Here is a 12,506-nt window from a genome sequence, read left to right as displayed (position 1 = left end):
ATAACGCAGAGTTTCTGTCGGGTTTGATTTGACGGGCTGACGCTGATGGCGCAAACGGTGGGGAAAAACGTAACCCCTCGTCCCGGCAGGCCCCCTCATGACCCCGCGTTCCCTGATCCTCGCCAGCGTCAGCGCCCTTGCGTTGGCCCATCCGGCCCTGGCGCAAGATGCGTCCACCACCGCCGACGACGACTCGGTCTTCGTCCTGGGCGACATCACCCTGACGGTCGATGACGTGTCGGGCTACGTCGCCAACGGGGCGCAGACCACGAAAAGCGCAACACCGCTTGCCGAATCCCAGCAATCCGTTTCGGTCGTGACCGAGGACCAGATCGACGAGCAGGGCGCACAAAACCTAGGCCAGGCTTTGGGCTATACCGCAGGCGTTCTGGCCGAGCCTTTCGGCATCGACCCGCGCTTCGACACGCCCTATATCCGGGGCTTTCGCGCGGATAATGCCCAATATGTGAATGGGCTACGCCAGGGCCGTTTCTTCGGCGCGATCAGCCAGGAAATCTATGGGCTGCAACAGATCGAGGTTCTGCGCGGCCCGTCTTCGTCGCTCTATGGCGCAGGCTCGCCGCTGGGCGTCATCAACATGGTCCAGAAACGCGCGCGGACCTTCGACTTCGGCGAGGCGGGGATCGGCTATGACAGCAACGGCAGCCCCAGCCTGTTCTTCGACGTGAACCGCGCTCCGTCCGAGGAACTGTCCTTCCGCGTCACCGGGATAGGCCGCGACGAAAGCACGCAGATCAACGACCTGACGAACAAGGGCGGTTATCTGGCGGGCGCCGCCCGCTGGACGCCCAGCGAGGCAACGACCATCGACTTCCTTGCGACCTATACTAAGGACTCGCCGATCTCGCCCACCGGAGTGCCCTTCGCCCTGACCCGGACGGGCAACGGTGACTATCTGCGCGATCTTTATACCGGCCAAAAGGATTGGGACGACAGCGACCGCACCACCTACAGCTTGGGGGTGGAGGTCAGCCACGAACTGGACAACGGCTGGACGCTGAGCCAGGGCTTCCGCTACGAGAACCTCGACTGGACCTATCGCGGCACCTATGCCAGCACCGTCATCGGGCTGGACACGATCAGCCGCGGATCGAGCGATCAGGCCGAGGACAGCGACACGATCAGCCTCGACACCCGCCTGACGGGCGAGATCACGACGGGCCAGGCGGTCCACAAGTTGCTGTTCGGCGCCGATGTCCGCAAATACGACGCCTTCGAAAGCAGTCAGTTCGGTACCGCCGCCAACCTGAACCTTCTCGACCCCGACTATTATGCCGGGGGCCGCACGTTCTTCGGAACCCCCAACGCGGGCAATTCCACCCTGCGCCAGGTTGGTATCTATGCGCAGGACGAGGTGGAATACGGCAACTGGCGCGGCTCCCTGGGCCTACGCTATGATTGGATCGAGCAGACCGGCGAACGCTATGGCAACCCGTCCGAATACAAGGACAACAAGGTCACCGGTCGCGTCGGCCTTGGCTATGTCATGGCCAACGGTGCCGCGCCCTATGTCAGCTACTCCACGTCCTTCGATCCCAGTGCCGGATTCGATCTCAACAACCAGATCCTCAAGCCGACCGAAGCCGAGCAATGGGAAGTTGGCGTCAAATACAGCCCGAGCGCATTTGACGGGCTGATTACCGTATCGCTCTATGATCTGACCCTTTCAGACGTCAACCGGAGCATTGAACGCCCTGACGGTCAGCCAGGCAGAGTCATTCGCCAGATCGACGAAGTAAAATCGCAAGGCATAGAAATTGAGGCTACGGCTGAGTTAGCCGAAGGCTGGAAGCTTCGCGGCGGATATGCCTATAACAAGACCGAGCAGAACGACCCTACCCGCTCTGTCGACCCCAATACCGGATTAATCTTCGACGGCAAGGAACTGGCCGATGCGCCGAGCCACTTGGCCAGCCTGTGGATCGACCGCGACTTCGGCAACGGCCTACGTCTCGGCGGCGGCATCCGCTATATCGGCACGCGCTACATCAACGATAGCAACGCTAACGAACTCGACAGCGTGACCCTGGTCGATCTGAGCGCCGGCTATACCCGCGAAAATGTGGAAATGTCGCTGAATGTCACCAACTTGACCGATGAGGTTTATGTGGGCGCCTGCGGATTCTCCTATTGCTCGTATGGCGAAGGCCGCACCGTCACGGCCAAAGTCGCCTACAAGTGGTGACCAGCGGGGGCACCCTGCCCTCGCGCCGTGCGATCCTGACCGCCGCTGGGGCCTTCCTGGCGGCGGGCCTGCCTTTGCGGGCCGCCCCGCCCGCATCATCCGCGCCCCGGCTGGCCGCCATCGACTGGGCGATGCTGGAAACCGCAGCGGCCATCGGCCACATGCCCGTCGCCGCCGCCGAACTGGTGCGGTTCCGCGCTGACGTGATCGAACCCGCGATCCCGCCGGATGTCACCGACCTGGGCCTGCGCGGCGCCCCGAATTTCGAACTGCTGCAACTGACCCGACCGGACCTGATCCTGTCCTCGCCCTTTTACACCCGCTACGAGGACCGGCTGCGATCCATCGCCCCGGTCCTGTCGCTGCCCTTCTTCACGCCGGGCGAGCCGCCCTTGCCCAAGGCGCTTGCCGCGCTGACGGCGCTGGCCGATGCCATCGGCAACCCGCAGACGGGCGCGCGGACCCTGGCCGCGACCGATGCCGCGCTGGATGCGCTGGCCGGGCGGCTGGCGCCGTTCCGCGACCGGCCCGTGGCGCTGGTCAATATCGGCGACGGCCGGCACATGCGGGTCTTCGGCTTCGACAGCCTGTTCGGCAGCACGCTGGAGCGGCTGGGCCTGCGGAACGCCTGGACGGACGGCACGGCCTTCAGCTTCATGGCGCCCATCCCCATCGAGCGGCTGGCCCGGATGCCCGAGGCCCGGCTGGTCAATATCGGCGCCCTGCCCGCCGCTGCCGAGCGCGCCCTGTCGCGCATCGTCCTGTGGCGCGCCCTGCCCCCGGTCGCGCGGGGGCGGACCTATCTGCTGGCCGACACCAACGCCTTCGGCGCGGTGCCCGCCGCGCTGCGCTTCGCCACCCTGCTGGCCCAGGCCTTCGAGGCCGGGCCGGGGGCCATCGCATGACCGCGCGGCTGATCCCCGTCGCCGGGCTGGCCGCCGCCCTGTGGCTGGCGGCGGCGCTGCACCTGCTGCCCTTCGCGGACTGGCCTTCCTGGCCTCTGGATCCGGCGCGGATGGACATTCCGCAGATCCTGCTGGGCTTCGGGCTGATGCCGCGCGGGGTGATCGCGCTGTTGGCGGGCGCCGTGCTGGGCCTGTCGGGCGCGATCCTGCAAGTCGTGCTGAGGAACCCGGTCGCCGATCCGACCACGCTGGGGATTTCCGCCGGCGCGCAGCTTGCGCTGGTGATGGCGACCATGCTGGCGCCGGACCTGCTGGATCAGGGCCGCTGGCCGGTGGCGCTGACCGGCGCGGGGCTGGCCGCCGGGCTGGTGCTGGCCATCGGCGCGCGGCGAGGCTTCGCGCCGGTGACGATGGTGATCGCCGGGATGCTGGTCGGGATGACCGCCAGCGCCGTGGCGACCGCGATGACGTTGGCGCAGGGGCAGTACCTGCTGTCTCTGGTGATCTGGAACGGCGGGTCTCTGGTCCAGCAGGACTGGTCGGGGGTTCGGGCGCTGGCGGGGGTGCTGGTCTTCGGGGCCATCGCAACCGCCGCTCTGGCGCGTCCCCTGCGCGTGCTGTCGCTGGGGATCGAGGGGGCGTCCGGCCTGGGCCTGAACGTGACCCTGGTGCGGTTGCTGGTGGTGGGCGTGGCGGTGGTCCTGGCCGCTGCCGTGTCCGCCGAACTGGGGCTGATCGCCTTCGTGGGCCTGGCCGCGCCCGCCGTGGCGCGGACCCTGGGGGCGGTGTCGATCCCGCGCCTGCTGGCCCTGTCGCCGGTGATCGGCGCGCTGATCCTGTCGGTCTGCGACGGACTGGTGCTGCTGGTGGCGGGCCGTGTGGGCGAGACCTTTCCGACCGGCGCGCTGACCGGGCTGATCGGCGGGCCGCTGCTGATCTGGCTGCTGCCGCGTCTGCGCGGATCGACCCCGCCGGGAACGGAACGCGCCGAAGGCCCCGCGCCGCGCCGCGACCGGCCCCTGCCGCTGCTGGCCGGGCTGGCTGTTGCCCTGGTGATCGCCGCCCTGGTGCTGGTCTGGATCGGCCGGGTGCCCGGCGGCTGGGCGATCCTGGACGCCGACAGCTTCGCGGCCTTCCTGCCGATGCGCCTGCCGCGCCTGATCGCGGCGGCCTCCGCCGGGGCGGCGCTGGCGATCGCGGGCGCGATCCTGCAACGGCTGACCGCAAACCCCCTCGCCTCGCCCGAGGTGCTGGGCGTGTCGGGCGGGGCGGCGATGGGCTATGCGGGCGTGGTCTATCTGCTGGCTGCGCCCACGGCGGCGGCGCTGACGGCGGGCACGATGGTCGGGGGCGCGGTGGCGCTGGCGCTGATCGCCGCTTTCGTCAGCCGCCGCGACATGCCCGCCGAACGGGTGCTGCTGGCGGGGATCGCGGTGTCGGCGCTGGCATCCGCCGTGCTGGCGGCGGCGATGTCGGTGGGCGACACCCGGTCCTTTCAGATCCTGTCCTGGCTGTCGGGGTCGTCGTCGGCCGTGACCATGCCCGGCGCGCTGGCCCTGGCGGCGGTGGCGGGGGCGCTGTGGGCCGGGGCGCTGGCCGCGCGGCGCTGGCTGGCGGTGCTGCCGCTGGGCACCGGCATCGCGGGCGGGCTGGGCCTGCCGCTGCGCCGCGCACGGCTGCTGCTGATCGCATTGGCCGGGATGGCGACGGGGGCCGCCACGGTTCTGGTCGGGCCACTGTCCTTCGTCGGCCTGATGGCGCCCCACATGGCCCGCCGCCTGGGCCTTGCCCGACCGGGCGATAACGTCACCGGCGCGGCGCTGATCGGCGCGGGGCTGATGCTGGCGGCCGATTTCGGGGCGCGCATGGCGGGCTTTCCCTATGAACTGCCGCTGGGCCTGTTCGCGTCTCTGATCGGCGCGCCCTGGCTGATCTGGCTGATGATGAGACCTGTCCGATGAGCCTCTTTTCCATCGCCGGCCTGACCGTCGACGTGCCCGGCCGCCGCCTTCTGCACGGCCTGACGCTGGACCTGCCCTCCGGCCGGATGATCGCGCTGATCGGCCATAACGGGTCGGGCAAGTCCACGCTGCTGAAGGTGCTGGCCCGCCAGATCGCCCCCAGCGGCGGCGCCGTCGCCTTCGAGGGCCGCGCCCTGCCCGACTGGCGCGCCCGCGACTATGCCCGCCGCCTGGCCTTCCTGCCCCAGCACCCCCCGGCGGCCGAGGGGATGACCGTGCGCGAACTGGTGGCGCTTGGCCGATACCCCTGGCACGGCGCGCTTGGCCGCTTCGGTCCCGGCGACCACCAGGCCGTCGCCCGCGCGATGGCCGAATGCGGCGTCATGGATTTTTCCGACCGGCTGGTCGATACGCTGTCGGGGGGCGAGCGTCAGCGGGCCTGGCTGGCGATGATGGTCGCGCAACAGGCCGCGACCCTGCTGCTGGACGAACCGATCAGCGCATTGGACATCGCCCATCAGGTCGAGGTTCTGGCGCTTGTCCGCCGCATGTGCCATGAGAGCGGCCGCAGCGCCGTGATCGTGCTCCACGAGGTCAACATGGCCGCCCGATTCTGCGACCACGTGGTCGCGCTGAAGGGCGGGCGTCTGGTCTTGCAGGGCGGCCCCGCCGACCTGATGCGGTCCGATGCGCTGGAACGGATCTATGGCCTGCCGATGCAGGTGCTGACACGCGCGGATGGCGGCCCGGTGGCCATCCCCGCCTGAGGGAAACCCGATGCTGCGCCAGTTCTTTTCCTATTATCGCCCCTTCATGGGACTGTTCTGGCTGGATTTCGGCTGCGCGGTGCTGTCGGGCCTGCTGGAGCTGGCCTTTCCCCTGGCCGTCACCGCCTTCATCGACCACCTGCTGCCGCAGGGCAACTGGACGCTGACGGTCGCCGCCGCCGCGGGTCTGCTGGCGCTTTACGCGATCAATGCCGGGCTGCTGACGGTGGTGATCTATTGGGGCCACAAGCTGGGCATCAACATCGAGACGGAGATGCGCGCCCGCGCCTTCGACCACCTGACCCGGCTGTCCTGGCGGTGGTACGACCGCGCGCGGACCGGCAAGCTGGTCGCCCGCGTCACCCGCGACCTGGAGGAAATCGGCGAGGTCGCCCATCACGGCCCCGAGGACGCCTTCATCGCCATCATGACCTTTGTGGGGGCCTTCGCGCTGATGTTCTGGGTCAATCCGCAGCTTGCGGTGATCGTGGCGCTGATCGTGCCGGCGATGCTGGGCATCGTGATCGTCTATGGCGGGCGCATGAAGCAGACCTGGCGCGCCATCTATTCCCGCGTCGGCGATTTCAACGTCCGGCTGGAGGAAGCCCTGGGCGGCGTCCGCGTCGTGCAGGCCTTCGGCAACGAGGCGCACGAGACCCATCTGTTCGCCGCGGACAACGCCCGCTACCGCCAGGCCAAGCTGGATGCCTATCGCGTGATGGCCGCGTCAAGCGCGCTGCAATACATGGGCCTGCGGCTGGTCCAGGTGATCGTGATGGTGGTCGGCGCGGGCTTCGTGCTGTCGGGCGATCTGACCACCGGCGGCTTCGTCGGCTTCCTGCTGCTGGTCGGCGTCTTCTATCGCCCGCTGGAAAAGATCGCCGCCGTGATCGAGACCTATCCGCGCGGCATCGCCGGTTTCCGCCGCTATCAGGAACTGCTGGCCACGGACCCCGAGATCGCCGACGCCCCCGATGCCGTCGACGCCCCGGCCCTGCGCGGCGACATCCGCTTCGAAAACGTCAGCTTCGCCTATGACGAAGGCCGGACCATCCTGGACGGGATCGACCTGACCATTCGCGCGGGTGAAACGGTGGCCTTCGTCGGCCCGTCCGGGGCGGGCAAGACCACGCTCTTGGCGCTGCTGCCGCGATTTTACGAACCCACGCGGGGCCGGATCACCGTGGACGGGCTGGACCTGGCGCGGATGCGGCTGAACAGCCTGCGCCGCCAGATCGGGCTGGTCAGCCAGGACGTGTTCCTGTTCGGCGGAACGCTGCGGGAAAACATCGCCTATGGCCGCCTGGGCGCCAGCGACGATGACATCCGCCAGGCCGCCGCCCAGGCGCAGTTGACGCAGATGATCGACAACCTGCCCGACGGGCTGGACACGATGGTCGGCGAACGCGGCGTGATGCTGTCGGGCGGTCAGAAACAGCGCGTGGCCATCGCCCGCGCTTTCCTGAAGAACCCGCCGATCCTGATCCTGGACGAGGCGACAAGCGCGCTGGACAGCCAGACCGAACGCGAGATCCAGCAGGCGCTGGATGCGCTGGCGGCGGGGCGCACGACACTGGTCATCGCGCACCGGCTGGGCACCATCCGCAATGCCGACCGAATCGTGGTGATGGACCGCGGCCGCGTGGCCGAGATCGGCAGCCATGCCGATCTGATCGCGCAGGGCGGGATCTATGCGGGGCTGGCCGCCTGAAAGACAACCATTTCGTGCAATTGCATTCCAGGCCACGAAAAATCTTTAATTATTCGTCGATTAAGGCATAGTTAGGCGGAATCCCGCCGCGATGGCCGGTGGCATCATGCTGCTGGGCATCGCTGCGGGTGTATATCGTAGGAGATTTACATGAGATCAGCCTTGCAGGCCGTGGCCTTGGCCTTTGCAACGACGTTCACGCTGGGATCGGTGGCCGACGCCGCGACAGTCGCCAGCGTGGATGTCCCGTTGCGACATTTCGGCGGCATCATCTATGAGATCCAGCAGGCGGGCCGCTATACGCTGGACTTTTCCGGCACGGGCAGCATTGAGGGCTTGCCCGACTATCTGGGATTTGCGGGCTATGTCCTGGCCGAGGTGACCGGCCTGGAAGAGCTGCTGGAACTGCTGGACGATGGCGTGACCTTCACCGCGATCAACGGACTGTCTTTCGACCTGGGCTTTTTCGAGGCGGGGACGGACTTTGCGGCGGGCATCGCGACGTTGGGGGGCGACGCCACCATGAGCCTGGTCCGCATCGACGACGAACCGGCCCCGGTGCCCCTGCCTGCCTCGCTGCCGCTGTTGGCGGCTGCGGTCGGCATCACCGGACTGGCGGCGCGGCGGCGGATCGGCGCCTGATCCAGTCGCGGGGGCGGTCGGGCCGTCCCCGCGTCAGCCCCAATAGGCGGCCGACAGGAAATCCTTGCGGTCGATGCCGCGGGCGATCAGGTGCTGACGGGCCTCGCGGGCCTGCCCCGCCTCGGCCGCGAACCAGACATGGCTACCTTTCCCCAGATCGGTCCTGGCCAGGGCAGCCAGCAGGTCGTCGCAGCGCGTGACGCGCGGATCGGCGGCCAGCGGTCCCAGGTCGGGATAGGCCGCGCGGATATGGGCCGTGACCTCGCCCTGCGCCAGTTCCAGCATCCGCGCGATCGCGGGCAGCGCGGTTTCGTCGCCGAACAGGTGCAGCCGGGCGGCGTCCGGGCACCAGCCGCCGCCGGGACCGATGATGCCCACGGTCGATCCCTGCGGACCGGACAGCGCCCAGTCGCAAGTCGGGCTGCCCGCGTGGCGGAAGATGTCGAAATCCAGCCAGCCATCGCCATGGCCGGCGACCGTATAGACCGGACGATGCAGCGCATCCGCCCCCCTGGGCCATTCCGTCCGCCCCGAGGCCCCGACCCTGGGCCAGACCGCTTCGCGACCGGCAGGGGGCAGAAGCAGACGGAAATGCAGGCTGCCGATGCCGAAGCGCCCGGCATCCGGCCCGCTCAGTCGCACGCGGATGAATCCGGGCGACCGCTGCGTCACCGATTCCACGCGCATCAGCGACAGGCCCGGCGCAAGCGCGCCCGCATCGACGCGGTCCCACCTGACCTCCAGCCCGGCCTCGGTGAACAGTTCGGTGGCGCTGTCCTGAAGGCTGCCGATCAGGCGCGCTTCCGGCGCCGTCAGCTCGACGCGGACCTCGTCGCCGCCCGGCACCAGACGCAATTCACAGCCCCAGACGAACAGGCTCAGCGCGTCAGGGGTTTCCACCAGCGGCACCTCCCACGCGGCGGCGCGGGCCTTCAGGGCCGCCGCAGCCGCCCCGGATGCCATGGGGATGGTGCCGGAATTCCGGTGTGTGCGCAGATGCGACATGACGCGGGCCTTTCCATTTATGCGCTTTTCTTATACTGAACAAATTCAGTCAACAATATCGAAACCGCTGAACCCGCGATGAGCTACCTGCACAGGATGACCTGCCGGACCGATGGCATCCGGGCCGTGGCGCCGGTTTGCTGGCGCGGCCTGGACGGCGTGGCCAGCGTCTATTGGCAGGCCGAGGCGCAGGCAGGCGCCACGGGTTATTACCTGTCGCCCGACCCGCGCATCGTGTTCTTTCTGAACGACGTGTCGGACCATATCCTGATCTCGAACCGCGACGCGGGCATGGCCGCCCATGCCCGGCCGATGATGCGGGCGCTGTATGTCCCGGCGGGGATGCCGATCTGGTCCAACTTCACCGGCGCGCATCATTTCGCGCATCTGGACCTGCATATCCACCGCGACCGGCTGCTGCGGTTCCTGTCGCCCTCGCTTGGCGCGTCGGACGCGCTGTCGGTCCTGCGCCGCCCGGTCGAGATCCAGGACGCCCCGGCGCTGTCCGTCCTGGCCGGTCTGCTGGTGGACGAGGTGTCGCAGCCCGCGCGCCATCCGGTCTTTGCCGAAAACCTGGTGGGAAGCATCGCGACCGGGCTTCTGGACATCCCGCCACAGGGCCAGGACAGCGCCTCGGGCGGGCTGACGCCTGCGCAGATGCGCAGGCTGACGGCCCGGCTGCACGCGCGCCAGGACCGGCGCATGACCGTGGCCGAGATGGCGGCGGCGGTCGGGCTGTCGGAAAGCTGGTTCGCGGCGGTCTTCAAGCAGACGACGGGCCAGACGCCCCTGCAATGGCAACTGGCCCAGCGGATCGCCCAGGCGCAGCGCCTGCTGACCGACCGCGCCCTGACCGTGGCCGATGTGGCCGCGCATCTGGGCTTTTCCGACCAGGCGCATCTGACGCGCGCCTTCCGGCAGGTCGCGGGGGAAACACCCGCCGCGTGGCGGCGGATGCGGATCGCGGAATAGCGCCTGTTACCAGCTGTGGCGCAGGGTCACGGCGACGGCACGGCCGGGGTTATAGTAATCCGCCGTGCCGCTGCCGACGACATGCTGATCGTCCAGCAGGTTGCTGATGTTCAGGGCCAGGTTGGTGTTTTCCTGCACCTGATAGTTGAAGGCGGCGTCCAGCGTGACCGACGATTCGGCCTTGCCGGTATTGTTCGAGATCGCGAAGAAATACGACCCGACATAGCGCGCGCCCAAGCCGAAGCGCATGTCGCCGCGGGTTTGATCGCCAGGCAGGGTATAGTTTACCCACAACGACGCCATGTGGTTGGGGACGTTGCCGAATTCGTTTCCTTCCACGTCCACGCCCCGGATCGGCCCGGACCGCACGACGTCGGACTTCATATACGAATAGGACGCGATCACGTCGACATTGCCGCCCAGTTCGGCCTTGCCTTCCAGATCGAAGCCGCGCACCCGCTGTTCGCCAACCAGTTCGCGGGTGATGTTGCCGTCCGGCTGGACCACCGCCACGGTGACGTTGTTCTTGGTCAGGTCATAGACCGAGGCCGAGATCAGCGCGTTGGTCCCCAGCGGCTGATATTTCACGCCCAGTTCGTATTGCTCGCCCCGTTCCGGTTCGACGCCCACACCCGGAGGCGCGACAGATTCGACATAGCTGACATAGGTCGAGATCTCGCTGTTGACCTTGTAGGTCAGCGCCCCCCGGATCGAGGTTTCCGAGAAATCGTCGCTGGTCTGCACGCCGTTCAGCGTTTCCCGGATGTCCAGCCAGTCATGGCGCAGGCCGACGGTCGCGATGAAGCGGTCGTCGAAGGACAGGTTCTGCTGCACGAACAGCGATTTGGTCTTGTAGTCGTTGTCGCGCAATTCATAGGGCGCGGCCAGGGTGCCGGGCGCGCCGGAATAGACCGGGTTCGCAATGTCGATGGGGGTGTAAAGCCCATAGAACGGCGCGCTGCTGGTCGACGCGTCGCGGAATTCCAGTCCGGCGACGGTGCTGCTGTCGAAACGGTCGAAGCTGCGGTCGTATTGCAGGATGACGTTGCCGATCAGTTCCTCGGCGGTGTTGTCGCCCCCGAAATACCAGCGATCCACGACCGTGCCGACCCGCGCCGGGCTGTCCGACAGATACACATAGCCGAAATCGCTTTTCAGGTCGCTGTAGCGCAGGTTCGCGCGCAGGTTCAGGCCGTTGTCGAAGTCATGTTCCAGCAATCCGGTGATGCTGGCGCGCTCGACATTCTGATAGTTGAAATCCGGCTCTCCGAAGAAATCGCTGCGGTCGTATTTGCGGTCCAGCGGATAGCCGCCGCTGTTGGGGGTGTTTTCGCGCTTCAGGTAATCGGCGACCACGCTCAGCGTCGTGGCGGTGCCGGGCTGCCAGGACAGCCCGCCCATCAGGAAGCGGCTGTCGTTCCGGGAATGATCGTAATCCCGTTCGCCGTCCTGGACCTTGGCGGTCAGCCGATAGGCCAGCGTCCCTTCGGCGTTCAGCACATCGCCCGCATCGAAGCCGTATTCGGCGTTGCGCGGCGATCCGACCGAGCCATAGACCTCGCCGAACCGCTCGAAGCGCGGCTGCTTGGTGACGAAGTTGATCGTGCCGCCCGGATCCGAGGTGCCGAACAGGGTCGAGTTTCCGCCCCGGATCACCTCGGTCCGTTCGAACGCATAGGGTTCCTCGCGGGCGCTGCGCATGGATCCCAGGGTCAGGCCGTCGCGATAGGTCGTCGCCTCGAACCCCCGGACCAGGAAATATTCGTTGCGGTCGTCCGTGCCGTAGTAATCGGTATGGATGCCCGAGGAATAGCTCAGCACCTCCTCCAGCGTTGTGGCCCTGCGGTCGCGGACTTCCTTTTCGGTGATGACCGACACCGATGCCGGGGTATCCAGAATGCTGGTCGCGACCTTGCCGCCCACCCACAGTTCGCGGGCCACGATGGAATTCGCATCGTCGTCGAACTGTCCCTCCGCATTGATCAGGATCGGCGACAGGCGATAGGGGGACGCCTCGGTCCCGGTGCCCGCGTCCTGGGCAAGGGCCGGGGACGCGATCAGCGCCGTGCAGCCCAGAAGCAGGGCCGTCAGGGTGCGGCGGGCGCCGCATGAGATGTCATGTGCCATGGTTCGAAGTCCCGCATGGATGTTGTGTTGACGCTGCTGGCTGCCGTCGGATCAGAGAGGGTCCGCAGGCTGGCTGGCCCTGGAATGACCTTGAGCCGCCGGCACCCGAGGGAAAGCGCGGGACGGCGCGCCGATCATGCTGGCGGGGCTTATAGGAGCGGCGGCGCGCGCCTGTCTTGAAGAATCCCACTGTTTTTGTCGGAATCCATG

9 protein-coding genes are annotated in these 12,506 nt (G+C 67.6%); 7 read left to right on the top strand and 2 right to left on the bottom strand.

Features of this window, described 5'->3' with window-relative positions:
- The first annotated feature begins 97 nt into the window (after nt 1–97).
- The 6 genes from PARHAE_RS05020 to PARHAE_RS04990 all read left to right on the top strand — a co-directional run bounded on the left by PARHAE_RS05020 (nt 98) and on the right by PARHAE_RS04990 (nt 8,192).
- The gene (locus tag PARHAE_RS05020) at nt 98–2,206 is read left to right on the top strand and encodes a TonB-dependent siderophore receptor (protein WP_126153509.1); all 2,109 of its coding nucleotides are present in this window, start codon (nt 98–100) and stop codon (nt 2,204–2,206) included.
- Nucleotides 2,203–3,111 (top strand): ABC transporter substrate-binding protein, encoded by a 909-nt coding sequence (locus PARHAE_RS05015; protein ID WP_126153551.1) that lies wholly within the window; start codon nt 2,203–2,205, stop codon nt 3,109–3,111. Before PARHAE_RS05020 ends, PARHAE_RS05015 begins: the two co-directional genes overlap by 4 nt.
- Nucleotides 3,108–5,072, top strand: coding sequence for a Fe(3+)-hydroxamate ABC transporter permease FhuB (gene fhuB, locus PARHAE_RS05010; protein ID WP_126153508.1), 1,965 nt, complete (start codon nt 3,108–3,110; stop codon nt 5,070–5,072). Before PARHAE_RS05015 ends, fhuB begins: the two co-directional genes overlap by 4 nt.
- Nucleotides 5,069–5,839: an ABC transporter ATP-binding protein gene (locus tag PARHAE_RS05005; RefSeq protein WP_126153507.1), complete on the top strand. Its 771-nt coding sequence runs from the start codon at nt 5,069–5,071 to the stop codon at nt 5,837–5,839. Before fhuB ends, PARHAE_RS05005 begins: the two co-directional genes overlap by 4 nt.
- 10 nt (nt 5,840–5,849) lie before the next feature.
- Nucleotides 5,850–7,550, top strand: a complete 1,701-nt coding sequence (locus PARHAE_RS05000) for an ABC transporter ATP-binding protein (RefSeq protein ID WP_126153506.1) — start codon at nt 5,850–5,852, stop codon at nt 7,548–7,550.
- 150 nt (nt 7,551–7,700) lie between these two features.
- On the top strand, nt 7,701–8,192 hold the full coding sequence (locus PARHAE_RS04990) for a hypothetical protein (protein ID WP_126153505.1): 492 nt from the start codon (nt 7,701–7,703) through the stop codon (nt 8,190–8,192).
- 33 nt (nt 8,193–8,225) lie between these two features.
- Here the strand turns inward: PARHAE_RS04990 and PARHAE_RS04985 are convergent, their stop codons facing one another.
- On the bottom strand, nt 8,226–9,197 hold the full coding sequence (locus PARHAE_RS04985) for a siderophore-interacting protein (RefSeq protein ID WP_126153504.1): 972 nt from the start codon (nt 9,195–9,197) through the stop codon (nt 8,226–8,228).
- A gap of 78 nt (nt 9,198–9,275) precedes the next feature.
- Here PARHAE_RS04985 and PARHAE_RS04980 point away from each other — a divergent pair, with 78 nt between their 5' ends.
- On the top strand, nt 9,276–10,169 hold the full coding sequence (locus tag PARHAE_RS04980; protein WP_206436868.1) for a helix-turn-helix domain-containing protein: 894 nt from the start codon (nt 9,276–9,278) through the stop codon (nt 10,167–10,169).
- Between the two features lie 6 nt (nt 10,170–10,175).
- On the opposite strand, the gene PARHAE_RS04975 is transcribed toward PARHAE_RS04980, so the two are convergent.
- Nucleotides 10,176–12,296, bottom strand: a complete 2,121-nt coding sequence (locus PARHAE_RS04975; RefSeq protein WP_126153503.1) for a TonB-dependent siderophore receptor — start codon at nt 12,294–12,296, stop codon at nt 10,176–10,178.
- Nucleotides 12,297–12,506: the final 210 nt, after the last annotated feature.

Source organism: Paracoccus haematequi, assembly GCF_900631945.1.
Classification (GTDB): Bacteria; Pseudomonadota; Alphaproteobacteria; order Rhodobacterales; family Rhodobacteraceae; genus Paracoccus; species Paracoccus haematequi_A.
Note: the sequence above shows the minus strand (reverse complement) of the source record. Positions and strands in the feature narration are given on the sequence as shown.

Bases quoted from the DNA above. Each gene is read 5' to 3' on its own strand.
- PARHAE_RS05020 (WP_126153509.1), top strand. From the start codon at position 98: ATGACCCCGCGTTCCCTGATCCTCGCCAGCGTCAGCGCCCTTGCGTTG.
- fhuB (WP_126153508.1), top strand. From the start codon at position 3,108: ATGACCGCGCGGCTGATCCCCGTCGCCGGGCTGGCCGCCGCCCTGTGG.
- PARHAE_RS05005 (WP_126153507.1), top strand. From the start codon at position 5,069: ATGAGCCTCTTTTCCATCGCCGGCCTGACCGTCGACGTGCCCGGCCGC.
- PARHAE_RS05000 (WP_126153506.1), top strand. From the start codon at position 5,850: ATGCTGCGCCAGTTCTTTTCCTATTATCGCCCCTTCATGGGACTGTTC.
- PARHAE_RS04990 (WP_126153505.1), top strand. From the start codon at position 7,701: ATGAGATCAGCCTTGCAGGCCGTGGCCTTGGCCTTTGCAACGACGTTC.
- PARHAE_RS04985 (WP_126153504.1), bottom strand. From the start codon at position 9,197: ATGTCGCATCTGCGCACACACCGGAATTCCGGCACCATCCCCATGGCA.
- PARHAE_RS04980 (WP_206436868.1), top strand. From the start codon at position 9,276: ATGAGCTACCTGCACAGGATGACCTGCCGGACCGATGGCATCCGGGCC.
- PARHAE_RS04975 (WP_126153503.1), bottom strand. From the start codon at position 12,296: ATGGCACATGACATCTCATGCGGCGCCCGCCGCACCCTGACGGCCCTG.